This is a genomic window from Nitrobacter sp. MLSD-S21 (assembly GCF_058809865.1).
This window is the reverse complement of sequence record NZ_JBXASZ010000002.1, coordinates 432,355-458,273: the sequence shown is the minus strand read 5'-3', so window position 1 is coordinate 458,273 and position 25,919 is coordinate 432,355. Positions and strand designations below refer to the sequence as shown.

Below are 25,919 nucleotides of genomic sequence, written 5' to 3'. Positions count from 1 at the left end.
TTGCGCTCGCATGAAGGCTTGCGTTCGCATCACGGAGCCCGACCATGCTGCAGGACATGCCCATCCCGACGCCCTTGCTGCGCGATCGGCGGTCGTTCGCGCTTGAGACCGAGCGGTTGACGCTGCGCAAGCCGGCCCATGCGGACGCCAGGGTCATTGCGGCGCTCGCTAACGACCGTCGCATCGCGGAGATGGCGCGCCGTCTGCCACATCCTTATACGCTGGATGACGCGGTTCGCTTCGTCGAAGCCGTCGCGTGTGATAGCCGCGAGATGGTGTTTCTGGTCGAGCACCATCATGTGCCGGTCGGAGTAGCTGGCGTTGATTGGAGTGAACCAGATGCGCCTGAACTCGGCTATTGGTTCGGCGTGGATTATTGGGGCCGGGGCTTCGCCACCGAGGCCGCGCGCGCGGTGATCGACTACGCCTTTGAGGAGTATAACGTCGATCGCATGGTCTCCGGCGCGCGCGTGGTCAATCCGGCCTCGCGCAACGTGCTAGAGAAGTGCGGCTTCCAGTGGACCGGCGTCGAACTGCACCGAATCAGGGCGCTCGGCTCGTCCACACCGATCGATCGTTTCCGCCTGTCCCGCAGCGTATGGTCGTCGCTGAAGCATTGGAATAGTGCCGCTCGTCGCGAACGGTGACATCTGAAAATCTTGGGGAGCGGCATGCCGACGCGTTTTTCTTCACCCGAGCCGGCATCCATCCCCGGGGCAAGCCCGAGGACATGCTTCGCCCGAAACCGCTTCATCTGACGATTTCAGGCAACGGCCGTGATCCGATCACGATGTACGGCCGTTGCCTCGCCAGTCCACCTATCCTACCTAATCGGTTATGAAATTCCTCGATGAAGCCAAGGTCTATATCCGTTCCGGCGATGGCGGTAACGGCTGCGTGGCTTTCCGCCGCGAGAAGTTCATCGAGTTCGGAGGTCCTTCGGGCGGCAATGGCGGACGCGGCGGCGACGTCATCGTCGAGGTCGCCGACGGTCTCAACACGCTGATCGACTACCGCTACCAGCAGCACTTCAAGGCCCCGAAGGGTGCTAACGGCATGGGCTCCGACCGCCACGGCGCCAACGGCAAAGACATCGTGCTCAAGGTGCCGCTCGGGACCCAGATCATCGACGAGGATCGCGAGACGCTGATTCACGATTTTACCCAGCTCGGCGAGCGTTTCGTGCTAGCGGAAGGCGGCAATGGCGGATTCGGCAATGCGCATTTCAAGTCGTCCACTAATCGCGCCCCGCGCAACGCCAATCCCGGCCAGCTAGGGGAGGAGCGCTGGATCTGGCTGCGGCTGAAACTGATTGCGGATGCCGGCCTCGTCGGGCTGCCCAATGCCGGCAAGTCGACGTTTCTCTCCAAGGTCAGCGCAGCGAAGCCGAAGATCGCGGACTATCCGTTCACGACGCTGCATCCGCAACTCGGCGTGGTGAATGCGGATGGCCGCGAATTCGTGCTGGCGGATATTCCCGGCCTGATCGAAGGCGCGCATGAGGGCGCGGGACTCGGCGATCGTTTCCTCGGACATGTCGAGCGCTGCCGCGTGTTGCTGCATCTGGTGGATGCCAGCGGCGATCATGCGGGTCGAGCCTACAAGATCGTGCGCGGGGAAATGGAGGCCTACGCCGGAACGCTTGCCGAGAAGATCGAGATCGTGGCGCTCAACAAGATCGACGCGGTATCGGCTGAGGATTTGAAGAAGCAGCGCGACCGCCTCAAGCGCGCCGCGAAAAAGACACCGCTGCTGGTATCAGGTGTCACGGGCGATGGCGTGCCGGAAGCATTGCGCGCGCTTGTCGAGGTCATCGAGCAAGCGCCCGTCTCGGACAAGGCCAAAGGCGCGGATGCTTCGGTTGCGCAGGCGATAAAAACACCGGTGGCCCGGGCCAAGCCGTGGTCACTCTAGGCGATACCCGCGTAAGCAGGAACGATCCCATCGGTATTCCGCTTTCCTAGCCGCCGCTTTCATGTGATGAAAGCTGCGCTGTCGTTTCGATTGACCGTCGATTGCCATGACCCGCCCGCATCTCAAGAAATTTCGTCGCATCGTCGTCAAGGTCGGCTCGTCCCTTCTGATCGATTCCGCGGCGGGCAAGGTGCGCGCGACGTGGCTGTCGGCGCTGGCTGCCGATATCGCGGCGCTTCATGGCGACGGCTGCGACGTGTTGATCGTCTCGTCCGGCGCGGTCGCACTCGGCCGCAGCAAGCTGAAGTTGCCGCGCGGCCCATTGAAGCTGGAGGAGAGTCAGGCCGCAGCCGCCGTTGGGCAGATCGCACTGGCCCGGATCTGGTCGAAAGTGTTGGGCGATCACGGCATCGGTGCGGGGCAGATTCTGGTGACATTGCAGGACACCGAAGAACGCCGTCGCTATCTCAATGCGCGTTCGACCATCGCAAAGCTGCTCGAGTGGCGCGCGGTGCCGGTCATCAATGAGAACGACACGGTGGCTACCAACGAAATCCGCTACGGCGACAATGATCGCCTTGCCGCGCGGGTCGCCACCATGGCGAGCGCCGATTTGCTGATCCTGTTGTCGGATATCGACGGTCTCTATGACGCGCCGCCTCATCTCAATCCGGAGGCAAAACTGATTCCGGTGGTGAAGAGGGTCACCGCAGACATCGAGGCGATGGCAGGCAGCGCTGCGTCCGAATTGTCACGCGGCGGAATGCGGACCAAGATCGAGGCAGCAAAGATCGCAACAACCGCCGGCACGCACATGCTGATCGCTTCCGGCAAGATCGAACATCCATTGCAGGCCATCATGGATGCTGGTCCCTGCACCTGGTTTCTGACGCGGGCGAATCCGGTCACGGCGCGCAAGCGTTGGATCGCCGGTTCGCTGGAGCCCAAGGGTACGCTGACGATCGATGCCGGCGCGGTCACGGCGCTACGCGCCGGCAAGAGTTTGCTTCCGGCGGGCGTGACCCGGATCGATGGGCATTTCGCGCGGGGCGATGCCGTCATCGTGCGTGGCCCAAATACGCATGAAGTCGGTCGCGGTCTCGTTGCCTACGATGCAGTCGATGCCGACAAGATCAAAGGACGCTCGTCTTCCGACGCCGCGCAGCTTCTGGGGGTCAGCGGCCGCTCCGAAATGATCCATCGCGACGATCTCGTGGTTGGCGGGTTGCGCGGCGAGGCTGATTAGAGTGGCTGTTTAGAAAGGACAGGCTTGATTGAATCGTCAAGCCCGGCTTTATGCCGGGCTATGATGAATCCTAGAGCGTTTTCTGGCTGAGTGGAAACGTTAGCTGACTATGCTGGAGCCAATCATACTGCTGAGGATCGCGTAGATGGTTCCCATGGCCGTGATTCCAAAGGCAGCCGCCGCCATCGGGAGCAATATCTCGGTGGCCGCCTGCTTGGAGCTCTGCTGACTGCCCCAAACCGCAAATTTGCCCGTAATCCAATCTCGGAACGGGACCTCGTTCGGATGCTTGTCGTAGTCCGGCTGATGCCTGTACCACACCAGAAACGACCCGCTGAAACACAGGCCGGCCACCAGAAACAGAACGGTGATGAAGGCCAGCGGAAGTGCGACGAAGCTCTGCCTGTCAAAAAAGACCCATGCCATTAGTACAAACCAGGCAACTAGGCCGGCTGCAATCTTTGGGATGGTAGAGTGAAGCTGAGTATAAGTCTCGTTTGCCGGGTGGTTATGAGCGATTGGTTCTCTGATCATGGGACATTACCTTTCTTTGATGCGCAATGCGGGCTTGACGGTTTTGAGGTGGAGTGGCGAGACGCCATAACCGCGGCAAGGGGACTGGCGCGACCGCATTGAGCTAGCCAGCCGTACAGAAAGAAAACAGCGTCGATCACGGCAGGTTTCAGGGTCACGGAGAGTTGTGTGCTGTTGCTAAGCTGATACTCGGTGTGGTTTTGTTCGCCCTGGATTTCCGTTCGTGCTGCCGGAAAGTACATCGGCAACGCCAGCATCGAATCCTGCTCGGCATTAGCTGATGTTTCAATATTTGATATGACGCGTTATGCGCGAGCACAGCCGTTCGAACGCATCGCTTCACTCGACGGTGACCCATGCTCCTTTCAGAGGCTGTACGCTTTTGCCTCGCGCCTCGCCGGACACGGATTTCTATGCTAGGACGTGACCTCAAGAGAGAACAAACAGCGGGGATTATTATTTGATATGACTGCCTCCCTGAAGGCGGTCGGCGCCTTGGCCGATCTTCCGGTCTTGATGAGCGACCTTGCAACACAGGCGCGTGTAGCCGCGCGAGCGCTCGGTCTTGCTTCAACGGCGCAGAAGAATCAGGCGCTTGATGCGATGGAGCGCGCGATCCGGAAACATGCGGCTGCGATTCTCGAGGCCAATGCGGAAGATGTCACTGATGCATGCGACGGCGGTGCGACGGCGGCGTTCATCGATCGTCTCACGCTGACGCAAGCGCGCGTGGAGGCGATGGCTGACGGCGTGAAGGTCGTCCGCGAGATCGACGATCCGGTGGGGCGCGTCATCGAGCGCTGGCAGCGACCCAACGGCATGACCATTGAGCGTGTGCGTGTGCCGCTCGGGGTGGTCGCCGTGATCTTCGAGAGTCGTCCCAACGTTTGCGCCGACGCCGGCGTGCTCTGTCTCAAATCCGGCAACGCTGTAATCCTGCGCGGCGGCTCGGAAAGCTTTCGCTCATGCCGAGCGATTCATGATTGTCTGGTGCAGGGATTACGCGAGGCGCAATTGCCGGAAGCGGCGATCACGCTGGTGCCGACGCGGGACCGTGCTGCGGTTGGGCTGCTCTTGAGCGGGTTGAACGGTGGCATCGACGTGATCGTGCCGCGCGGCGGCAAAAGCCTTGTCGCGCGTGTCGAGGCCGAGGCGCGCGTGCCGGTGTTTGCGCATCTTGAGGGCGTCAATCACGTCTATGTCGATGGCGCTGCCGATCTTGCGATGGCGAAGGCGATCGTGCTCAATGCCAAGATGCGTCGCCCAGGCGTTTGCGGTGCAGCCGAGACGCTGCTGGTCGATCGCGCCGGTGCGCGGGACACCCTGAAGCCGCTGATCGAAATGCTGATCGATGCCGGCTGTGAGGTGCGCGGCGATTCCGTCGTGCAGGGTATTGATCCGCGGGTCAGGCCCGCGACCGATAATGACTGGGACACCGAATATGGCGAAGCGATCATTGCTGCGCGCGTGGTCGATGGTTGCGGTGGTGCCATTGACCATATCCAGCGCCACGGCTCGCACCACACAGACGCAATCGTGACCGAGGATCCCGAAACGGCTGCCCGGTTTCTTAACGAGGTTGATTCAGCGATCGTGCTGCATAATGCTTCGACGCAATTTGCCGACGGCGGCGAATTTGGCTTCGGCGCCGAAATCGGCATCGCCACGGGCAAATTCCATGCGCGCGGGCCGGTTGGCGCCGAGCAACTGACCAGTTTCAAATATCGCATACATGGTAGCGGGCAGGTCCGTCCGTGAGCGCAATTGGATCATCCTGCGGGTTGCGCGGGGATTGATTTTGGGGTCGTGTTCCGTCGCTTCAGACGCCATCCCGCTTCATTCCGATGGCATGCGCATAGGTCTGCTTGGCGGGTCGTTCAACCCGCCTCACGCCGCCCATCGTGCCGTCAGCCTGTATGCCTTGAAGCGGCTGGATCTCGACCGGGTCTGGTGGCTCGTTTCACCCGCCAATCCGCTCAAGGATGCGCGGGCGCTGCGCGCTCTCAGCGAACGTGCTGCTGCGGCGTCGGCAATGGCGAGTGATCCGCGGATCGATATCAGTTGTCTCGAGGCTGTCATCGGAACGCGCTACACCATTGACACCATAACCTATCTGCGAAGCAGGTGCGCGAAGGTGCACTTTGTCTGGATCATGGGCGCCGATAATCTGGAGCAGTTTCATCGCTGGGAAAACTGGCAGCGGATCGCTGCCGCGGTGCCGATCGCAGTGGTCGATCGTCCGCCGCACAGTTTCCGCGCTCTTGCGGCGCCAGCCGCGCAGGCGCTTGCGCGATGGCGTTTGCCCGAAGCCAGGGCCGGCCGGTTGGCCACGCACCGCCTGCCTGCCTGGGTTTTCCTCACGGGAATGAAATCGCGGTTGTCCTCGACCGGGCTGCGGAACCGGGACGGAACATGGATGGACGGAAGCCTTAAAACATGAAGGCGCGGCCTCACTGGAATATTGAAACTTCCGCCCCTACATGCGTATTATAACCCATCGGTGCCGGGAGTCGGCGTCGGTACAGCGAAAGGAAATGGTCCCTGACCGCACCTGTATTGTCCAGGTCTGCTTCATCCTCCTCGCCGGGATCGTCGGCGCTGAAGAGAACGAAAGCCAAGACCGACGGGCCTAGAACACGAAGGACTTCGGCAGACGCCGTCATTGCGGAGGCGCAGCCGGATGTGGAACAGACCCTTGAGCTGATCCTTTCCCGCCTCGAGGATATGAAGGCGGAAGATGCGGTCACCATCGACCTACGCGGCAGGTCGGCTTTTTCGGACTACATGGTCATCGCTACCGGTCGGTCCAACCGTCATGTCGGGGCTGTCGCCGAAAATGTGGCCAAGGGCCTCAAGGATGCCGGAGTCAAGAAAATCCATATCGAGGGCATGCCCAATTGCGACTGGGTACTGATCGATTCCGGCGGTGTGATCGTGCATGTGTTCAGGCCTGAGGTTCGTGAATTCTACAATCTCGAGAGATTGTGGATACAAAACACGGCAACGGCGAAGACGGTCTGAACCGTTCGCCGCTGTAATTCAATTATCGCATGTCAGCGTGCGCAGATGCGACTCGTCGTCGTTGCCGTTGGTCGTCTTAAGCAGGGTCCTGAGCGGGAGCTCGCCAATCGCTATCGCGGACGCTTCGAGGATATCGGGCGCAAGCTTGGCTTTCGCGGCTTGGATATTCATGAAATTGCGGAAAGTCGCGCCCGCGATGTTGAGCAGCGCATTCGCGAAGAGGCGGACGCAGTTCTTGCTTTGGCTCCCGAAGAGATGGTCCTGGTGGCGCTGGACGAAAAAGGTAAAAATATCGACAGCGCCGCGTTTGCGGAACATCTTGGCCGCTGGCGGGATGAGTCGGTGGCGAGCACTGTTTTTGTCATCGGCGGCGCGGACGGACTTTCGCCCGAATTGCGGCGCAGGGCTAGATTGAGCGTTGCGTTCGGTGCTGCCACTTGGCCGCATCAGATGGTACGCGTCATGTTGCTGGAGCAGATCTACCGGGCCGCGACCATCCTGGCCGGCCATCCTTATCACCGCAGTTAGCGCGCTCGGCTGAACGCGCCGGCGCGATCGGATTAACATAGTGCGAGCAAACGAGCGCCGATCACCTGACTTGGGACTGATCCAGGACCTCTGTTCACGGTCCCAGGAGGTGCGATTCGGACAGTCGTCACCTGCTTCCATGCTTGTGATCTCAGCCTGTCTGCTTGCGGGTTTTTCGTCCGCGTTTTCGTCGTCCGTGATGGCGCAGACCGGAACACCCTCGCCGGCAAACCCGTCGTCGGACGACATCAAACAGCGCGAGCGGGATCTGGACGCGGTACGGGCGCAGCAAAAGAGCGCGGTTGAATTACAGGAGCGACTGAAGGCCGACATTGCGGCGATTGGTCAAAATCGCGCCAAGCTCAATCAACAGTTGATCGATGTCGCCGCCAGTGTCCGTGACATCGAGACCAAAATTGCAGAGGCCGAAGCGCGCCTGCTGCCGCTCGATGCCCGCGAGCAGGAAATCCGAGCCTCGCTGGATTCGCGGCGGTCGGAGATCGTGGAAGTGCTCGCCGCCCTCCAGCGCGCCGGCCGCCGCACACCGCCCGCTTTGCTGGTGCGGCCGGAGAATGCTTTGCAGTCTTTGCGCACCGCGATTCTGCTCGGCTCCGTTGTGCCGGAGATGCGCGTGCGCGCGGAAAAGCTCGTGGCTGATCTCGATGAACTTGTCGGCCTTCGGAAATCAATCGCTGCCGAGCGAGATCGAATGGCGGCCAATCGCGACAGCCTCAAGGACGATCAAACCCGTTTGGCGACGCTGGTGGACGAACGACAACGGCAGCAAAGCGGTATCGAAAAAAATATGGCCGTGGAGGCGGCGCGTGCGGTCGAACTGTCGCACCAGGTCGACACGCTGCAAGGCCTGATCGCGAAGATGGAGCAGGATCTCAAGAGCGCGGCCAAGGCGGCGGCGACAGCCAGCCGGCAAGGTGTTCCGGGAGCGCTCAACGGCAAGCCGAATCTGGGTGCCCTCAAGGATCCCGGCCGGCTCAGTCCGGCTATTGCCTTTGCGTCGGCCAAGGGCTTGTTGGCGCTGCCGGTTAACGGCACGAAGATTCGTGATTTCGGCGGCTCCGATGGTGCCGGTGGCGCGGAAAAAGGCATTTCGTTAGCCGCCCGTCCTGGCGCTCAGGTCACGACACCCTGTGACGGCTGGGTGGTGTATGCGGGACCGTTCCGTAGTTATGGACAACTCTTGATCCTCAATGCCGGGGGCGGGTATCATGTGCTGATCGCCGGCATGGAGCGTATTTCGGTTAACATCGGCCAGTTCGTGTTGACCGGGGAGCCGGTAGCGACGATGGGATCGACTTCCCGTGTCGCCTCGATTCTCGCGGCAAACGCTAGTCAGCCCGTCCTCTACATTGAGTTCCGTAAGGACGGCACTCCCATTGATCCAGCCCCGTGGTGGGTCGTAAACAAAGGTCAAAAGGTTCGCGGATGATGCGCAAGGTTTCCCTTATTGTTCTCAGCGCCGCAGCGGGTGCCGCGTTGACGCTGTTCGTGACACAGCCGCGGTCTATGACGATGGGATCAAGCGCGCGAGCCGCAACCTCGGATACCTATCGCCAGCTCAATCTGTTCGGCGATGTGTTCGAACGTGTCCGTACCGACTACGTCGAAAAGCCTGACGACAGCAAGCTGGTCGAATCGGCGATCAGCGGCATGCTCACGGGTCTTGATCCGCATTCGAGCTATATGGATGCGAAGAGCTTCCGCGACATGCAGGTGCAGACACGCGGTGAGTTTGGAGGTCTCGGCATCGAGGTCACGATGGAGGATGGCCTGGTCAAGGTGGTCTCGCCGATCGACGACACGCCGGCATCCAAGGCGGGTATCCTGGCAAACGACATCATCACCAATCTCGACGACGAGGCGGTGCAGGGACTGACCCTCAACCAGGCCGTCGACAAGATGCGCGGTCCGATCGGCACCAAGATCAGGCTAAAGATCATCCGCAAGGGACAGGACAATCCGATCGACGTGACGCTGGTGCGCGACAACATTCGCGTCCGTTCGGTCCGTTCGCGGATCGAATCCGACGACGTCGCCTATATCCGCATCACGACGTTCAACGAGCAGACCACCGAGGGGCTCAAGAAGTCGATTTCCGACCTGCAAAGCCAGCTTGGCGACAAGCTCAAGGGTTACATCATCGACCTGCGCAACAACCCGGGCGGGCTGCTCGAGGAAGCGGTGACCGTTTCGGATGCCTTCCTCGATCGCGGCGAGATCGTGTCGACGCGCGGCCGCAATGCCGAGGAAACCCAGCGGCGCAGCGCACATCCCGGCGACCTCACCAAGGGCAAGCCCGTGATCGTTCTGACCAACGGCGGGTCGGCATCGGCTTCCGAAATTGTCGCCGGCGCATTGCAGGACCACAAGCGGGCAACATTGATCGGGACCCGTTCGTTCGGCAAGGGCTCGGTGCAGACCATCATTCCGCTCGGGTCGGGCAATGGCGCGCTCCGGCTGACGACCGCGCGCTATTACACGCCATCGGGCCGTTCGATTCAGGCCAAGGGCATCGTTCCGGATATCGAGGTGCTTCAGGATGTGCCTGATGAACTGAAGTCGAGGACCGATACCAAGGGCGAGGCCTCGCTGCGGGGGCACCTCCGAAACGGCACCGACGAGAAGACAGGCTCGCAATCCTACGTCCCGCCGGACACGAAAAACGACAAGGCCCTCAAGATGGCCGATGACCTTCTGCACGGGGTCAAGATCAACGCCTCGTCACCGTCCCCCAGCAACAAGGCGGCGATTGAAAAGCCTGCAAACAAGGCAGCGAACTGATCCTTTGAAGTAATCAGGTTTTCCGGATTCGGGCGGCCTCTGGGTCGCCCGAATTCGTTTGCGGGTGGGGTCACTTCAGGCGTCGCTGCCGGATCTCGCGTTGCCGCCTTTGCGAGCGCCCATGGTATTCTCGATTCGGATGATTCGAGGGGGCCATGGCCGATACCACCGACGATCTCAGCACGCCGCTTGGACAGAACTCCGCGCCCAAGCGCCGCTTACGGCTTCCTGTCACGCTGCCACAGGCGGCGGGATTTTTGCTGGGATCGATCCTTGTCGTCTTCCTGGGCTTCGTTTTCTTCAATCACGATCCTCTCGGCGGCGAACCTGTGGCGCGGGTTGCGATCCAGCAGACCTCAGTCAGCGATGACAAGCCTGCAGCCGTCCGATCCGCGCCGAAGCAGCCGGACAGCGCCGCCGCCGTTGCCGCTCAATCCGCAACCGGACAGAAGACCATCACCATCATCGACGGGTCCAGCGGATCTCGTCAGGACGTCGTCGTCTCCGGTCCTGAGTCCAATACGGCGGACGCCGGCTCACCGGCGGCGGCAACGGGAGTTGGTCAGCATCTGTTGGAGAAGTCGCGTTATGGAATGATTCCGGTTGTCGCTGCCGACGGGCTGAAGCCTTTCAAGGCTTATGCCATGGGCACCGAGGCGGATCGCGCGAAGGCTGCAAAGACACCGGTGGTTGCCATCGTGGTCAGCGGTCTCGGCGTCGGTGCGACGAAAACCACCGATGCAATCATGAAACTGCCGTCAGCCGTAACGCTGGCGTTCACACCCTATGGCTCTGATCCGGGTAAGATGGTGGAACAGGCGCACGCGCAACGTCACGAGGTGCTGCTGCAAGTCCCTATGGAGCCCTATGATTATCCCGACAACGACCCCGGACCGCAAACACTGCTCACGACACTTGGCGCCGAGCAGAATATCGATCGCCTTCATTGGCAGCTAAGCCGCTTTCAAGGCTATGTCGGCCTGACCAATTTCATGGGAGCGCGTTTTGTCACTGCCGCTACTGTCATGCAGCCATTCATTCGCGAGGCAGCAGGGCGGGGTCTCGGCTACCTGGACGACGGAACTGCGCCGACGAGCGTTGCGGGTCAACTTGCGGAAAGGCAGGCTATGCCTTTCGCCAAGGCCGACCTGACCATTGATGCCGTTCCGACCTCGGTAGAGATCGACAAGGCGCTCGCAAGACTTGAGGAACTGGCAATGAAGCGGGGGACCGCCGTGGGCATGACTTCGGCGCTTCCGGTTTCCATCGACCGAATTGGCGCTTGGATCAAGGGCCTCGAAAGCCGTGGCGTGATGCTTGTGCCATTGACAACCGCGATGCTGAAATCAAAATCGAACTAGCCCTCCGCATTTGATAGAATCAGAAGCGTGGCTCTATGATTTTGGCTGACGCGTTTTCTTCACGCGAACCGGTATCCACTTCGCTCGAAAACGCTTTAATCCGAGTCCTTTCCGTTCTCAGGGCGGAGGAGGCGTGCAGGGCATTGATGGAATGGCGCGTTACGACGATCTACCCTACCGCACGTGCGTCGGCATAATGCTGTTCAACGAGAGGGGACTCGTTTTCATTGGTCGCCGCGCAGGCATTGAGCAGGTCGATGACCAGCATGTCTGGCAGATGCCGCAAGGCGGCGTCGATCCCGGTGAGGACACATGGCTCGCGGCGAAACGCGAGCTCTATGAGGAGACCAGCATTCGCTCGGTCGAGAAGCTCGCCGAGGTATCTGACTGGCTGATCTATGACATTCCACGCACCGTGGCCGGACGGGCCTGGAAGGGCCGCTATCGCGGACAGCGCCAGAAGTGGTACGCGATGCGCTTCACCGGCAAGGACAACGAGATCGACGTCGCTAATCCGGGCGATGGCCACAAGCCAGAATTTATTGCCTGGCGCTGGGAGCCGATGCAGAACCTGACCCGGTTAATCGTGCCTTTCAAGCGCCCGGTCTATGAGCGCGTGGTCAAGGAATTCACGAGCCTCTCCGGTGGTTAGGGCATATGCGCGGCGCATCCGGAACCCGATCGCCGGTTACGCGGCTCAGTGCATTGCCGTCGTATTGAGCTGACTCTGAATGCTCTTGAAATGGTCCAGCCGCTCGATGGCCCTGTCGAGTTCGGAGCCCTCCTTTTCCGCCAACTGGGCTTCCATGCTCGCGACCGTGTCAGCGAACTGCGTACGATCAAGCTCCTCGATGGAGGTTGCTACGTCGGCAAGGACGGTCAGGCCCTTCTCCGAGACTTCGGCGAGGCCGCCGAGCACGATGATCTTCTGTCGTGTGCCGCCAGCGGTGACGGTCAGGATTCCGGGACGGATCGCCGCAACGACGGGCGCGTGGCCGGCAAGGACGCCGAAGTCACCCTCGACGCCGGGGATGTCGACCTGATCGACTTCGCCGGAGAAAGCGAGCTTTTCAGGGGAGACGAGATCGAAATGGAAAGTCGCCATGGTACTCAGTCTCTCTGTTGTCACCCGCGGGCTTGACCCACGGGTCCATCAGTCAAGATAGTCTGTCTATCGATGGATTGCCGGGTCATAGGCGTTTTTTAGAACGCCGTTCTTCGAACGGCTATCCCCGGCAATGACGCAGTTGTTTAAGCCGCTTCGGCCGCGAGCTTCTTGCCCTTCTCGACGGCTTCCTCGATGGTGCCGACCATATAGAACGCCGATTCCGGCAGATGGTCGTATTTGCCTTGGCAAAGGTCGCGGAAGCCCTTGATGGTGTCGGCGAGATCGACGAACTTGCCCGGCGAGCCGGTGAACACCTCGGCTACGAAGAACGGCTGCGACAGGAAACGTTCGACCTTGCGGGCGCGGGCCACCGTGAGTTTGTCCTCTTCCGACAGTTCGTCCATGCCGAGAATGGCGATGATGTCCTGCAGCGACTTGTAACGTTGTAGAACCTGCTGCACGAGGCGCGCCGTCTGGTAGTGTTCCTCGCCGACGATCAGCGGCGACAGCATGCGCGAGGTCGAGTCGAGCGGGTCCACCGCCGGGTAGATGCCTTTTTCCGAAATGGCGCGGTTGAGCACCGTGGTCGCGTCGAGATGCGCGAACGAGGCGGCCGGCGCCGGGTCGGTCAGGTCGTCGGCAGGAACGTAAATCGCCTGCACCGAGGTGATCGAGCCCTTGTTGGTAGTGGTGATGCGCTCCTGCAGCGCGCCCATGTCGGTGGCGAGCGTCGGCTGATATCCAACGGCGCTGGGGATGCGGCCGAGCAGCGCCGACACTTCAGAGCCCGCCTGCGTGAAGCGGAAGATGTTGTCGACGAAGAACAGCACGTCCTGGCCCTGGTCGCGGAAGTATTCGGCGACCGTGAGGCCGGACAGCGCAACGCGCGCACGCGCCCCGGGCGGCTCGTTCATCTGGCCGTAGACCAGCGCGCACTTTGAGCCTTCGCCGCCGCCCTTCTTGTTGACACCGGATTCGATGAATTCGTGATAGAGATCGTTGCCTTCGCGGGTCCGCTCGCCGACGCCGGCGAACACCGAATAACCGCCGTGCGCCTTGGCGACGTTGTTGATCAGTTCCTGAATCAGCACCGTCTTGCCCACGCCGGCGCCGCCGAACAACCCGATCTTGCCGCCCTTGGCATAAGGCGCCAGCAGGTCCACGACCTTGATGCCGGTGACGAGAATTTCCGCCTCGGTTGACTGGTCGGTATAGGACGGCGCCTCTTGGTGAATCGGACGCAGGTCGTCGGCCTTGACCGGACCCTGCTCGTCCACGGGCTCGCCGATCACGTTCATAATGCGACCCAGCGTGCCTGCGCCGACCGGCACCCGGATCGGCGCGCCGGTGTCGGTAACGTCCTGGCCGCGCACCAGACCCTCGGTGGTATCCATCGCGATGGTGCGCACCGTGGATTCGCCAAGATGTTGCGCTACTTCCAGAACCAGGCGGTTGTCGCCGTTCTTGGTTTCGATGGCGTTGAGAATAGCCGGCAGGTGGCCTTCGAACTGTACGTCGACGACGGCGCCGATGACCTGCGTGATGCGTCCGGTCTGATTGGCGGGGGATGCCATTAGAAATATCTCCTTAGAACTCGTTATTAGTTTGCGCGTGATCCATTCTGAAAACCGGTTTCCACTTTTCAGGATCAAGCGCTTTAGACGGCGGTCAATTTGACGGGCACATTACCCTTGGTCGCCTTGGAATAAGGACAGATGGTGTGAGCGTCTTCGATCAGCGCTTGCAGCTTCGCCTTGTCGGCACCGGGCAGAGCGACCTTCAATTCGGCAGCGAGCGAGAATGCGCCGTCATCGATATTAAGCGTGACTTCGCAGGTCACCCTGGCGGCCTGCCCGTCGAGACCATGCTTCTTCGCCAGAACGAGAATGGCCTGTCCAAAGCAGGAGGACCAGCCAAGCGCGAACAGCTGTTCCGGATTGTGGCCATCGCCGGCACCGCCGAGATCCTTCGGAAGCGCCATCGCCAATGCCAGCGCACCGCCGTCGAGGACGGCGCGGCCATTGCGGCCGCCGCTCGTTGTCGCCTTCGTGACGTAAGCCATGAACGCTCCTGCTGCTAGATAGCCTCGGCGCCGGAGATGATTTCGATCAGCTCCTTGGTGATCATCGCCTGGCGGGTCCGGTTGTAAACCAGCGTTTGCTTGCGAATCATGTCGCCTGCGTTACGCGTCGCGTTGTCCATCGCCGTCATCTGTGCGCCGTAGAACGAGGCGTTGTTCTCCAGAAGCGCGCGGAAAATCTGCACCGCGAGATTGCGCGGAAGCAGCCGGTCGAGAATCTCATCCTCTTCCGGCTCGTATTCGTAGGATGGCGCCGCATCGCCATTTCCGGCCGCGGCCTCGACCGCAAGCGGAATGACCTGTTGGGCGGTCGGAATCTGTGCAATGACGGACTGGAAGCGCGAATAGAACAGGGTGCAGACGTCGAACTCGCCGGCGTCGAAACGAGCCAGCACTTTCTCTGCAATCGCTTCGGCATTGACGAAGCCGAGCTGGCGCACCGAGCGCAGTTCGACGGTCTCGACGATCTGCTTGTCGAAGTTGCGGCGAAGCTGCTCGTAACCCTTTCGCCCGACGCAGAAGAACTTGACCTCCTTGCCCTGGTTCATCAAGGCGAAGGCCCTTTCACGGGCCAGGCGGACGATGGCCGAGTTGAACGCGCCGGACAGGCCGCGCTCTCCGGTGCAGACCAGAAGCAAGTGAACTTGATCCTTACCGGTGCCGACCAGAAGCGGCGACGCGTTGGGCGAACCGGCCGCGGCGCTGGCGATGTTTGAAATCACCGTGTCCATTTTTTCGGCGTAGGGCCGCGCTGCTTCCGCGGCGTTCTGCGCGCGGCGGAGTTTGGAGGCCGCCACCATCTGCATGGCTTTGGTAATCTTTTGTGTCGCCTTGGTAGAGGCGATGCGGACCCGCATGTCTTTAAGGCTGGCCATCGATAACCCTGTCTATCTCCTGCTCGGCCTTTCGCCTCTCTCGCTTGCGGGGAGGGCGAGGGAGGGGTCCGACGCGATGTGTATCACTTGTTCCATTCCACCGGCTGCGCCGGTTGATCTCCCAAAAGCGGGAGATGTGAAAGGATCAAGCAAAGGTCTTAGCGTAACCCTCGACGGCAGCCTTGAGCTTGGCGGCGGTATCGTCACTCAGGTCACGGCTTTCACGGATGGCATTGAGAATGTCGGCGTTCTTGCCGCGCAGCAACGACAAGAGCCCATCCTCAAACGCGCGCACCTTGTTGAGCGGCAGCGGATCAAGATAGCCGTTGGTGCCGGCCCAGATCACAACGACCTGCTCCTCCATCTTCAGCGGCGAGAACTGCGGCTGCTTCAGGAGTTCGGTCAGGCGCGAGCCGCGGTTGAGCAGTCGCTGGGTCGAGGCGTCGAGGTCGGAACCGAACTGCGCGAAGGCCGCCATTTCGCGGTACTGCGCGAGTTCGCCCTTGATCTTGCCGGCGACCTTCTTCATCGCCTTGGTCTGCGCCGACGAGCCGACACGCGACACCGAAAGACCGACGTTCACCGCCGGGCGGATGCCCTGGAAGAACAGGTCGGTTTCGAGGAAGATCTGGCCGTCGGTGATTGAAATCACGTTGGTTGGAATGTAGGCCGACACGTCGTTGGCCTGAGTCTCGATCACCGGTAGCGCGGTCAGCGAGCCGTTGCCCTGGCTGTCGTTCAGCTTGGCGGCGCGTTCCAGAAGGCGGGAATGCAGGTAGAACACGTCGCCCGGATAGGCTTCGCGGCCCGGCGGGCGGCGCAGCAAAAGCGACATTTGACGATAGGCGACGGCCTGCTTGGAGAGGTCGTCATAAATAATGACGGCGTGCATGGCGTTGTCGCGGAAGTATTCGCCCATGGTGCAGCCGGTGAACGGCGCGAGGTACTGCATCGGGGCCGGATCGGACGCGGTCGCGGCGACGACGATCGAATATTCCAGCGCACCCTGCTCTTCGAGCACCTTGACGAACTGCGCCACGGTGGAACGCTTCTGGCCGACCGCGACGTAGACGCAGTAGAGCTTCTGGCTCTCCGGGGCGCCAGCGACGTTCAGCGGCTTCTGATTGAGAATGGTGTCCAGCGCAATCGCGGTTTTGCCAGTCTGGCGGTCGCCGATGATCAACTCGCGCTGTCCGCGGCCGATCGGGATCAAGGCGTCGATGGCCTTGAGGCCGGTCGCCATCGGCTCGTGCACCGACTTGCGCGGAATGATGCCGGGAGCCTTGACGTCAACGCGCTTGCGCTCGGTGCCCTGGATCGGACCCTTGCCGTCGATCGGATTGCCCAGCGCATCGACCACGCGGCCGAGCAGGCCTTTGCCGACCGGCGTGTCGACGATGGCGCGGGTGCGCTTGACGGTCTGACCCTCTTTGATCTCGCGGTCGGCGCCAAAAATTACGATACCGACATTGTCGGTTTCGAGGTTCAGCGCCATGCCGCGCGTGCCGTTTTCGAACTCGACCATCTCGCCGGCCTGGATGTTGTCGAGGCCGTAGACGCGGGCAATACCGTCGCCGACGGACAGCACCTGTCCGACCTCCGAAACTTCGGCTTCTTTGCCGAAATTCTTGATCTGATCCTTCAGGATCGCGGAAATTTCCGCGGCGCGGATGTCCATCAGCCTGCCTCTTTCATCGCGTGCTTAATCGAATTGAGTTTGGTCCGGAGCGAAGTATCCACCATGCGGCTGCCGAGCTTGACGACAAGTCCGCCGATGATGGACGGATCGACTTTCACGTTGAGCGTGATGTCCTTGCCCGTCACTGATTTCAGCGCGGTTTTCAGCGCGTCCAGATTCTTGTCGTTGAGCTTCTCGGCGACGGTAACCTCCGCCGTGGCCTCGCCCTTGAACTTCGCGACCAGCGCGCGAAACGCCCGGATCACGTCGGCAACCGCGAACAGCCGGCGGTTGGCGGCCAGGACTTTCAGGAAGTTTGCGGTCGTACCGCCGATCCCGGCCTTGCTCAGCACGGCGGCGAGTGCCTTGCTTTGCGTATCGGCGCTGAAAACCGGACTGCGCACGAGGCGCACAAGTTCAGCGCTGTCCGCCAACATGGCATCGAACTTGTCGAGGTCGGCCTTGACGGCGTCGATCGATTTGTCTTCGCGCGCCAGTTCGAACAAGGCCGTCGCATAACGGCCGGACACACCAGAAACCGAGGGATCTACAGCAGCCACCAGAGCGCTCTTCAAGCTGTCAAACTCGCAGGGGAAAAGCCGTCGCCGAACAAGCGGCGCCAAAGCGGCCCAAGCCCTTGGAATTCAAGAGGGACTTCGATTTCCGGCCGACACGAGCGTACCGGCAGCGTTAAAATCGCGGCTTTGCTAACATAGCGCGCGCGCAGGTGCAATATGACGGCGGCGTGCGGCGATGCCTTGTCGCATGGCGTCGGATTCAACCGGTGTTGGAAGTTCGGTCGGTCAATCGCGCGAAGCACAAGGCGCATTCCTGCGTACAGTCATTCGGTTGGCAAATGCTGCGTCAGGACAAAAGCAATCAGACCCTTGCCATGGCGGTTTCTCTACACGGCTGAGCCAAGCTTAGTGCCTAGGCGCGCTCCGCAGTACTTAATGAATGGTCACTGATCCAACGCTATAACTTTCTTTTACAGTATATTGATGTATATTATCATGTATATTTTATTAATATATGTATTGTCACGATTAGTGGACGAATCCATCCCGATCAAAAGATATTTCATCCGAGTCACGAAGCAATTCCTTGCCCATTTTACGCCTTAGTTTGAGGATCAACCCTGCCGCGACGAAAAAGTCAGGGGTTTCACTTGCCGCAGGGGCGGCAATACTTTCAAGGGTCCTTCAATGTTGTACTCGCAAAAGACGACCTTAGGGTTTCTCATCCGGCCGCGTACGTTGGCCGCCGTGATCGCCGCAAGCGTTTTGATTGCAGGCAGCGTCACCGGGGCATCGGCCCGGTCGAGCAACCATCATCGGCATCACCACCACCACCATCAGGGGCATTATGCGAAGAGCCACGGCATCAGCGGATCGTCCTGGTTGAACGCCAATGCTTCTTTTGGAAGCTCGGCCCATTCGAGCCGATCGTTCTCTGGCATGGCCTCCTATTACGGCAATGAAGCCGGTAGCCGCACCGCATCCGGCCAGCGTTTCAATCAGAACGCCATGACCGCCGCCCATCGCCATCTGCCGTTCGGAACCAGGCTGCGGGTCACCCATGGCAGCCGCAGCGTGGTCGTCACCGTCAATGATCGCGGTCCGTTCATCCGCGGTCGTGTGCTGGATCTTTCCAAAGGTGCCGCCCGCGTGATCGGTTTGACCGGCAGCGGCGTTGGCCGGGTGGTCGCCGAGGTCATGTAAGTCCCGCGCCAAAGGCATTTTCCGGGCAAGCGGCGTCCGGAAATTTCTTTGATAAGGCCGAATAGGAAAGCTGTGGTCACCTGTTCGGCCCTTCGCGCAGGCTCATGGCTTGCCGGGGTCGGAGTTGGCCTCGGTCCGATTCCACATGAGCGCCTCGCGATGTCCCGATCGTCTGACAGATCGGCTGAGTCGTTCGCGGGGACGGGGCGCGTCGGTGAACCGGAGTGCTCGAAAGGGCTGCTAGAGAAAGCTCTGGGGATCAATATCCACTTCGAGCTTGAGATTGCCCCTTGTCTTCGGCGCAGACGCGAGCCAGCCGCGCAAATAGCCGGAGAGGTCCACGCTGCGCGCCGACTTCACCAGCAGGCGAAATCGATAGCGTCCCTTGATCAGGGCAAGCGGCGCTTCCGCCGGTCCGAGTACCTGAATGTCCTTGTCGATCGGCGCGATTGCGACGAGCCGGCGGGCGAAGCTCTCTGCGCTCGGGCGGTCGCCTGCGGATATGATCAGGCTGGCCAGCCGGCCAAACGGCGGGTAGCCGGTCCGCTCCCGCGCCGCGATTTCGCTGGAATAGAACGCCTCGCGGTCGCTCGCGACCAGCGCCTTCATCACGGGATGTTCGGGCTGGTGGGTTTGCAGATAGCCGATGCCGTGACCCTGCTCGCGGCCGGTGCGACCGATCACCTGATTGAGCAGTTGAAAGGTTCGCTCCGCGGCGCGGGGATCGCCGTTGCCGAGACCGAGATCGGCGTCAACCACTCCGACGAGGTTCAGGCGCGGAAAATGGTGTCCCTTCGCCACAAGTTGGGTGCCGATGATGATGTCGACGCGGCCCTCCGCGATGTCATTCAACTCCGAGCGCATGGTCTCGATCGAGGTGATCAGGTCGCTCGACAGCACCATGGTGCGCGCGTCGGGGAATAGTGCGGCGGCCTCTTCCTGCAAGCGTTCGACTCCGGGGCCGACCGCGATCAGCGATTCCTCCGCCGCGCAATGCGGGCATTGATTCGGGCGCGGCATTGAGAAGCCGCAGTGATGACATACGAGCCGCCGACGGAAGCGGTGATCCACGAGCCAGGCATCGCAGATGGTGCAGGCGAAGCGGTGGCCGCAGGCGCGGCACAAGGTCAGCGGCGCATAGCCGCGGCGATTGAGAAACAGCAGCGCCTGCTCGCGCCGCTCGATGGCGGTCCGAATCTCTTCGGCCAGACGCGGAGAAATGAAGCGGCCGCGCGACGGTCCCTCGTGCCGAAGATCGATCAGTTCGATCTGTGGCAAATGCTGACCGCCGAACCGGGATGTCAGCGCGATGCGCTGGTAGCGTCCCTTGCGCGCATTGACCTCGCTTTCGACGGACGGCGTCGCCGAGGCCAGTATGATCGGAATCTTCGCGACATGTGCGCGAACCACGGCCATGTCGCGGGCGTGATAGCGCACCCCTTCGTCCTGCTTGTAGGCTTGATCGTGTTCCTCGTCGACGATGATCAATCCGAGGTTAGCGTAGGGAAGAAACAGCGCGGAGCGGGCGCCGACCACAACCTGCGCCTCGCCCGCCGCAATGGCTGCCCAGTTGCGCGCGCGGGTGCGCGGCGTCAATTCGGAATGCCATTCCAGCGGCCGCTCGCCGAAGCGGGTGGCGAAACGGTCGCGGAATTGTCCGGTCAACGCAATCTCGGGCATCAAGATCAAAGCCTGCTTGCCGCGGCGGACGGTTTCGGCGACCGCTTCGAAATAGACTTCGGTCTTTCCGGAGCCGGTCACGCCATCCAGCAGCGCAACGTGGAACGTGCCGTTTGACGCCAGCGTGCGCATGGCGTCCACGGCCGCTCGCTGCGAGCGGGAAAAGTCGGGGACGGCGAAGTCGGGATCGGGCGGCGGGGGCGGCGGCGCACGCGGCATTGGCTGGATTGTCAGCGTGCCTTCGTCGACAAGACCATCGACGACGCCGGTGCTGACGCCCGCTTCCTTGGCCGCATCGGATTTTGCACGCAGCAACCCATCCGACAGGACTTCCAGCAGCCGCCGTCGTGCCGGGGTCATGCGTCGGGGCGGCTCGCCGCTCAGCCGCACGCCTGGTCGCGCCCGCTCCGGCCCGAGCTGTTCGCCCATCCGCAGGCTCATGCGCATGACCATGCCGCGCGGCGACAATGTGTAGTTGGCGACCCAGTCGATCAGCGCGCGGAGTTCGTCCCTGAGCGGAGGTACATCGAGCTTGTCGGAGATGTCCTTCAAGCGGTTGTGCAGGCGCGGATCGGGTGCGGGATTCTCGGCCCAGACCACGGCGACCACCTCGCGGGGGCCGAGCGGCACCGTCACCACGTCGCCGGGCCGCACCTCCATGCCGCTCGGCACGCGATAGGAATAGGCATGATCGATCGCAACGGGAACCTGCACATCGACGATGCGCGTCGTCGATGACGATGCCGGGAATGTGCCATTGCGCGAAGAACGGTCCATCCGGAGAATCGGCCTCTGTCGGGAGTGGCGGACAGCTTAGAGCCTTTCCGCTCCTGACGGAATCAGAAGCGGAGCGCTATCATTTTGATCTAACGCGTTTTCTTCACGCGAACCGGTATCCATCCTCGAGTCAAGCCCGAGGACATGCTTCGCTCGAAAACGCTATGGGAGGCACGGCGCCATGGCCAGCCGGCGGGAAAGTTAGCGAAGGATAAACGAAAGCGGCGCGATATGATCTCCGGACTTATAGGCAAGGTGCGAAGATGGCGAAAGTCGCAGATCCGCTACCAGATCTCGCCTGCACGGCGTCGGATGTCGGGCAGCAAATCGTGCGATGGCTGGCGCATCTGCGTGCCGAGCGTCGGCTGTCGCCAAAGACGCTTGAAGCCTATGCGCGCGATGTTCGGCAATGCCTGATGTTTCTCGGCCAGCACTGGGGCGAGTTGGTGACGTTGAAGCGTTTCGCCGCGCTCGAGCCAGGCGATATCAGAGCCTTCATGGCCGCGCGACGCGCGGAGGACATTGGTGGCCGCTCGTTGATGCGTTCGCTGGCGGGGCTGCGTTCGTTCGCGCGATTTCTGGAACGGGAAGGGCTCGGCAAGATCGGTGCGCTCGGCGCGATCCGCGCGCCGAAGGTTGGCAAGAGTCTCCCGAAGCCGATCCATATGAGTGCGGCGAAGCGTTTCGCCGACGCCTCCGAGCGGGCCGGCGAAGATCGCGAGCCATGGATCTGGGCACGCGATGCAGCCGTCATGGCGCTATTGTACGGCTCGGGCCTGCGGATTTCCGAGGCGCTCGGGTTGAAGCGCCACGATGTGCCGCAGCCTGGCGCGGGCGACGTTCTGGTGGTTACCGGGAAGGGCAACAAGACGCGGATGGTGCCGGTGCTGCAGAACGTGCTGGCGCTGGTTCATGAGTATGTGGCGATGTGCCCGCATTCGCTGCCGCCGGAAGGACCGATCTTCGTCGGCGCGCGGGGCGGCCCGCTCAAGGCCCGCATCATCCAGCTTGTGATGGCGCGGATGCGCGGCGCGCTCGGTCTGCCCGACAGCGCAACGCCCCATGCGCTGCGCCATTCATTCGCGACGCATCTCTTAAGCCGCGGCGGCGATTTGCGCGCGATTCAGGAACTGCTTGGCCACGCGTCGCTCTCGACCACGCAGATCTACACCGGCATCGACAGCGAGCGGCTGCTGGAAGTCTACAGGACGGCGCATCCCCGCGCCTGACCGACGATCGCGGTGCAGGCAGCTCGCCATCCTCACATATGAATGGCTCGTTTGCCGACTGCGAGGGCGGCTTCCTTGATCGCTTCCGATCGCGTCGGGTGCGCGTGGCAGGTGCGCGCGAGGTCTTCCGCCGATCCGCCGAACTCCATCAGCACGCAAGCCTCGTGGATCAGTTCGCCAGCCTCTCGGCCGATGATGTGAACGCCGAGCACGCGATCGGTTTTCGCGTCCGCGAGGATCTTCACAAAGCCGTCGGTGGTCTGGTTGACCTTGGAGCGGCCATTTGCCGTGAACGGAAACTTGCCAACGGCATAGGCTATGCCGGCCTGCTTCAGCTCCTCCTCGGTCTTGCCGACCGATGAAACCTCGGGCGTTGTGTAGATCACGCTGGGGATCACGTCGTAGTTCACATGGCCGGCCTGGCCTGCGAGGATTTCCGCGCACGCCACGCCTTCGTCCTCGGCCTTGTGCGCCAGCATCGGTCCCTTGACGACGTCGCCGATGGCGCAGATGCCTTTCACGCTGGTCGCAAAATGCGCGTCGATCTCCACGCGGCCGCGCTCGTCGAGCGCGACGCCTGCCTCCTTCAGGCCGAGGCCGTCGGTGTAGGGCGTGCGGCCGATCGCGACCAGAACCACGTCGGCTTCGATTGTCTCTGCCGCACCGCCTGCGGCGGGTTCGACCTGCGCCATCAGCGTCTTGCCAGATGTATCGACGCCCGTGACCTTGGTGCCGAGCTTGAATGCAAAGCCTTGCTTTTCGAGAAGGCGCTGAAACTGCTTTGCGATTTCGCCGTCCATACCGGGCAGGATGCGATCGAGAAATTCCACCACCGTGACCTGAGCGCCGAGGCGGCGCCACGCCGAGCCGAGTTCGAGGCCGATCACGCCGGCGCCGACGATCAGAAGCTTGCCCGGCACCTTGTCGAGCGATAGAGCGCCGGTGGACGACACGATGCGCTTTTCGTCGATCTCAAGGCCCTTGAGCTTCGCGACATCGGAGCCGGTGGCGATCACGATGTTTTTCGTCTCAACAGTTTGGGTCTTGCCGTCGGCGACCGTCACTTCGACCCTGCCGGCACCGAGAATTCTGCCGGTGCCGCTGATGACGTCGATTTTGTTCTTCTTCATCAGGTACTCGACGCCCTTGACGTTGCCGTCGATGCCCTGCTGTTTGAAATTCATCATCGCGGGCAAATCGAGTTTGGGAGCAGATACGCCGATGCCCATTTTTGCGAACGAATGTCCGGCTTCCTCGAACATTTCAGAGGCGTGCAACAAGGCTTTCGACGGCATGCAGCCGACATTGAGGCAGGTGCCGCCAAGCGTCGGGTTCTTCTCGACCACGGCGACCTTCATGCCGAGCTGCGCCGCGCGAATGGCGCAGACATAGCCGCCGGGACCGGTGCCGATAACGATGAGGTCGTAAGTCGCCATGGTCTCAGATCCTGTCGTTTCAATCCTTGTGCCAGACGATGGCGCTGGCGATTTCGTCCGCCAATACGAAGTTCGAAACTACCTGGCTTCAAGAGTGCGTCTCAGCCGTTGTCCGGCCCGGGGAGCAATTTTGCACGCTGGTCGAAGAGCATTCCCCCGATGAGCCGGTTGACCTCGTCAGGATCCGCTCCGTCCTTGATCAGCTTTCGTCTCAAGGCGTGGGCTTTGTCGAGGTTGCCAAGCTTTTTCTCAATTACCGATTGTTGCTTGTCTTCAGCTTTTGTTTTTTCCTGATCGGCCATCGCTCGTCGTCTCTGGTTGTCATGGTAGAACAACGCTCGCGACAAGACCCAGTCTGCGGATTTTTTCGAGATGTTTTCGAAAGATCCGAGGACATCGAAGAGATTTTCATGGGCGATGCTTTTAACTTCCCCGCTGTATTCGGAGACGTACATATGTGCGGCGGATGGCCCGTGCTCAAAACTCAAACAAGCCAGATAAAACAACTCTAGAATGACTGCATTCAACTCCAGATCGATTGAGGTCAAATGACCAAACTCGGTGGTTTTGGTATTGGACTTCAGCAAGACTTGCGTCATGTGGTTCCCTTAGCTTGAACTACAGATCCAGCACCAATCGCGCCGGGTCTTCCAGCGATTCCTTGACGCGCACGAGGAAGGTCACGGCCTCCTTGCCGTCGATGACGCGGTGGTCGTAGGAGAGCGCCAGATACATCATCGGGCGGATGTCCACCTTGCCGTCGATCGCCACCGGCCGCTCCTGAATTTTGTGCATGCCAAGGATGCCGGCCTGCGGCGCGTTCAGGATCGGCGTCGACATCAGCGAGCCGTAGATGCCGCCGTTGGTGATGGTGAAGGTGCCGCCCTGCATCTCCTCGATTTTGAGCTGGCCGTCGCGGGCGCGGCGACCGTAGTCAGCGATGCTTTTCTCGATGTCGGCGATCGATTTGTGATCGCAGTCGCGCACGACAGGCACCACCAGGCCCTTGTCGGTGCCGACGGCGACTCCAATGTGATAGTAGCTCTTGTAGATCAGGTCGCTACCGTCGATTTCGGCGTTGACGGCCGGAATGTCCTTCAACGCCTGGACGATGGCTTTGGTAAAGAAGCCCATGAAGCCGAGCTTCGCGCCGTGCTTTTTCTCGAACGCGTCCTTGTAGTGCGTACGCAGCGCCATGACGCCGGTCATGTCGACCTCGTTGAAGGTCGTCAGTATCGCGGCGGTGTTCTGCACCTCCTTGAGGCGGCGCGCGATGGTCTGGCGTAGCCGCGTCATCTTCACGCGTTCCTCGCGCGAGGCGTCATTCGGAGGAGAGGGCGCGCGCGCCTGCATGGTGGCAGCCGGCTGGTGGACCGAGGTCGGGGCGGAGGCCGCCTTTTCGATCGCCGCCAGCATATCGCTTTTGGTGATGCGGCCGTCCTTGCCGGAGCCCGGAACGGTCGAGGCGTCGATGCCGCTCTCGGCGGAGAGTTTACGCACCGAGGGGGCGAGCGGGGCATCAGCCGGCGCTGCGGTGCCCGGCCTGGGTTGCGGCTCCTCCGGGCCTGCGTTGATCGGTTTCGTGGTGTCGGACTTAAGGTCCGGCCGCCCGGTTGTTCTTTCGGCGGCGATGCCTTGCGCCTTGGCCGCCGCTGGTTTTGCCGACGCGCTGCCATCGGTTATCTGTCCAAGCAGCGCGCCGACGGCAACCGTCTCGCCCTCCTTGGCGACGAGCTCGGCGAGCGTGCCGGCGGAGGGCGCGGGCACTTCGATAGTCACCTTGTCGGTCTCGAGCTCGACGAGCGGCTCGTCGACGGATACGGCGTCGCCGGGCTTCTTGAACCATTTTCCGATGGTTGCCTCGGTCACCGATTCGCCGAGCGTCGGAACGCGTATCTCGGTCATGGTTCTCTTCCTTTCGTCATAGCCGAC

General features: G+C 61.4%; 24 protein-coding genes. 13 read left to right on the top strand and 11 right to left on the bottom strand.

The features are described from left to right. Positions 1-44 precede the first annotated feature (44 nt). The 3 genes from AC1RT6_RS07960 (at position 45) to proB (ending at position 3,160) form a co-directional block, all read left to right on the top strand. Positions 45-647, top strand: a complete 603-nt coding sequence (locus tag AC1RT6_RS07960) for a GNAT family N-acetyltransferase (protein ID WP_079445559.1) — start codon at positions 45-47, stop codon at positions 645-647. Positions 648-837: 190 nt separating this feature from the next. Then, positions 838-1,914, top strand: coding sequence for a GTPase ObgE (obgE, locus tag AC1RT6_RS07955; protein ID WP_079445560.1), 1,077 nt, complete (start codon positions 838-840; stop codon positions 1,912-1,914). A 106-nt stretch (positions 1,915-2,020) separates the two neighbouring features. Beyond that, on the top strand, positions 2,021-3,160 hold the full coding sequence (proB, locus tag AC1RT6_RS07950; RefSeq protein WP_079445561.1) for a glutamate 5-kinase: 1,140 nt from the start codon (positions 2,021-2,023) through the stop codon (positions 3,158-3,160). A 99-nt stretch (positions 3,161-3,259) separates the two neighbouring features. On the opposite strand, the gene AC1RT6_RS07945 is transcribed toward proB, so the two are convergent. Beyond that, complete coding sequence (locus AC1RT6_RS07945) at positions 3,260-3,586, bottom strand: hypothetical protein (RefSeq protein WP_472791253.1); 327 nt, start codon at positions 3,584-3,586, stop codon at positions 3,260-3,262. Between the two features lie 573 nt (positions 3,587-4,159). Here AC1RT6_RS07945 and AC1RT6_RS07940 point away from each other — a divergent pair. The 8 genes from AC1RT6_RS07940 (at position 4,160) to AC1RT6_RS07905 (ending at position 12,055) form a co-directional block, all read left to right on the top strand. Next, positions 4,160-5,452, top strand: coding sequence for a glutamate-5-semialdehyde dehydrogenase (locus AC1RT6_RS07940; protein ID WP_079445563.1), 1,293 nt, complete (start codon positions 4,160-4,162; stop codon positions 5,450-5,452). A gap of 91 nt (positions 5,453-5,543) precedes the next feature. Further along, a complete protein-coding gene (locus AC1RT6_RS07935; protein WP_244553395.1) occupies positions 5,544-6,134 on the top strand; it encodes a nicotinate-nucleotide adenylyltransferase in 591 nt (196 codons plus the stop codon). Positions 6,135-6,376: 242 nt separating this feature from the next. Continuing rightward, positions 6,377-6,715 carry a ribosome silencing factor gene (gene rsfS, locus AC1RT6_RS07930; protein ID WP_420799260.1) on the top strand — a complete coding sequence of 113 codons (339 nt, stop codon included), beginning with the start codon at positions 6,377-6,379 and terminating at the stop codon, positions 6,713-6,715. Positions 6,716-6,760: 45 nt separating this feature from the next. Beyond that, on the top strand, positions 6,761-7,243 hold the full coding sequence (rlmH, locus tag AC1RT6_RS07925; protein WP_079445564.1) for a 23S rRNA (pseudouridine(1915)-N(3))-methyltransferase RlmH: 483 nt from the start codon (positions 6,761-6,763) through the stop codon (positions 7,241-7,243). Between the two features lie 139 nt (positions 7,244-7,382). Continuing rightward, complete coding sequence (locus AC1RT6_RS07920) at positions 7,383-8,690, top strand: murein hydrolase activator EnvC family protein (RefSeq protein WP_244553396.1); 1,308 nt, start codon at positions 7,383-7,385, stop codon at positions 8,688-8,690. Beyond that, the gene (locus AC1RT6_RS07915; RefSeq protein WP_079445565.1) at positions 8,687-10,042 is read left to right on the top strand and encodes a S41 family peptidase; all 1,356 of its coding nucleotides are present in this window, start codon (positions 8,687-8,689) and stop codon (positions 10,040-10,042) included. Before AC1RT6_RS07920 ends, AC1RT6_RS07915 begins: the two co-directional genes overlap by 4 nt. A gap of 155 nt (positions 10,043-10,197) precedes the next feature. Beyond that, positions 10,198-11,403, top strand: a complete 1,206-nt coding sequence (locus tag AC1RT6_RS07910) for a divergent polysaccharide deacetylase family protein (RefSeq protein ID WP_079445566.1) — start codon at positions 10,198-10,200, stop codon at positions 11,401-11,403. 151 nt (positions 11,404-11,554) lie between these two features. Next, complete coding sequence (locus tag AC1RT6_RS07905) at positions 11,555-12,055, top strand: RNA pyrophosphohydrolase (RefSeq protein ID WP_079445567.1); 501 nt, start codon at positions 11,555-11,557, stop codon at positions 12,053-12,055. Positions 12,056-12,100: 45 nt separating this feature from the next. Here AC1RT6_RS07905 and AC1RT6_RS07900 read toward each other — a convergent pair whose 3' ends face one another. From AC1RT6_RS07900 to AC1RT6_RS07875, 6 genes are all read right to left on the bottom strand, one after another. After that, on the bottom strand, positions 12,101-12,508 hold the full coding sequence (locus AC1RT6_RS07900) for a F0F1 ATP synthase subunit epsilon (RefSeq protein ID WP_079445568.1): 408 nt from the start codon (positions 12,506-12,508) through the stop codon (positions 12,101-12,103). 146 nt (positions 12,509-12,654) lie between these two features. Beyond that, complete coding sequence (gene atpD, locus AC1RT6_RS07895) at positions 12,655-14,085, bottom strand: F0F1 ATP synthase subunit beta (protein WP_079445569.1); 1,431 nt, start codon at positions 14,083-14,085, stop codon at positions 12,655-12,657. Positions 14,086-14,168: 83 nt separating this feature from the next. Beyond that, positions 14,169-14,573 (bottom strand): organic hydroperoxide resistance protein, encoded by a 405-nt coding sequence (locus AC1RT6_RS07890; RefSeq protein WP_079445570.1) that lies wholly within the window; start codon positions 14,571-14,573, stop codon positions 14,169-14,171. A gap of 14 nt (positions 14,574-14,587) precedes the next feature. Next, positions 14,588-15,466, bottom strand: a complete 879-nt coding sequence (locus tag AC1RT6_RS07885; protein WP_079445571.1) for a F0F1 ATP synthase subunit gamma — start codon at positions 15,464-15,466, stop codon at positions 14,588-14,590. 145 nt (positions 15,467-15,611) lie between these two features. Further along, on the bottom strand, positions 15,612-17,144 hold the full coding sequence (gene atpA / locus AC1RT6_RS07880; RefSeq protein WP_079445572.1) for a F0F1 ATP synthase subunit alpha: 1,533 nt from the start codon (positions 17,142-17,144) through the stop codon (positions 15,612-15,614). Next, on the bottom strand, positions 17,144-17,704 hold the full coding sequence (locus AC1RT6_RS07875; protein ID WP_079445619.1) for a F0F1 ATP synthase subunit delta: 561 nt from the start codon (positions 17,702-17,704) through the stop codon (positions 17,144-17,146). Before AC1RT6_RS07875 ends, atpA begins: the two co-directional genes overlap by 1 nt. A 645-nt stretch (positions 17,705-18,349) precedes the next feature. On the opposite strand from AC1RT6_RS07875, the gene AC1RT6_RS07870 reads away from it, so the two are divergent. Further along, positions 18,350-18,865, top strand: coding sequence for a septal ring lytic transglycosylase RlpA family protein (locus tag AC1RT6_RS07870; protein WP_079445574.1), 516 nt, complete (start codon positions 18,350-18,352; stop codon positions 18,863-18,865). A 240-nt stretch (positions 18,866-19,105) separates the two neighbouring features. Here AC1RT6_RS07870 and AC1RT6_RS07865 read toward each other — a convergent pair whose 3' ends face one another. Then, positions 19,106-21,322: a primosomal protein N' gene (locus AC1RT6_RS07865; RefSeq protein WP_493029401.1), complete on the bottom strand. Its 2,217-nt coding sequence runs from the start codon at positions 21,320-21,322 to the stop codon at positions 19,106-19,108. A 263-nt stretch (positions 21,323-21,585) separates the two neighbouring features. On the opposite strand from AC1RT6_RS07865, the gene AC1RT6_RS07860 reads away from it, so the two are divergent. Further along, a complete protein-coding gene (locus tag AC1RT6_RS07860; protein WP_079445576.1) occupies positions 21,586-22,551 on the top strand; it encodes a tyrosine recombinase XerC in 966 nt (321 codons plus the stop codon). Positions 22,552-22,583: 32 nt separating this feature from the next. Here AC1RT6_RS07860 and lpdA read toward each other — a convergent pair whose 3' ends face one another. The 3 genes from lpdA to odhB all read right to left on the bottom strand — a co-directional run bounded on the left by lpdA (position 22,584) and on the right by odhB (position 25,892). Next, positions 22,584-23,987 carry a dihydrolipoyl dehydrogenase gene (gene lpdA / locus AC1RT6_RS07855; RefSeq protein ID WP_079445577.1) on the bottom strand — a complete coding sequence of 468 codons (1,404 nt, stop codon included), beginning with the start codon at positions 23,985-23,987 and terminating at the stop codon, positions 22,584-22,586. A 101-nt stretch (positions 23,988-24,088) separates the two neighbouring features. Then, positions 24,089-24,586, bottom strand: a complete 498-nt coding sequence (locus AC1RT6_RS07850) for a hypothetical protein (RefSeq protein ID WP_079445578.1) — start codon at positions 24,584-24,586, stop codon at positions 24,089-24,091. A gap of 19 nt (positions 24,587-24,605) precedes the next feature. Next, positions 24,606-25,892, bottom strand: coding sequence for a 2-oxoglutarate dehydrogenase complex dihydrolipoyllysine-residue succinyltransferase (odhB, locus tag AC1RT6_RS07845; RefSeq protein ID WP_079445620.1), 1,287 nt, complete (start codon positions 25,890-25,892; stop codon positions 24,606-24,608). Positions 25,893-25,919 lie beyond the last annotated feature (27 nt).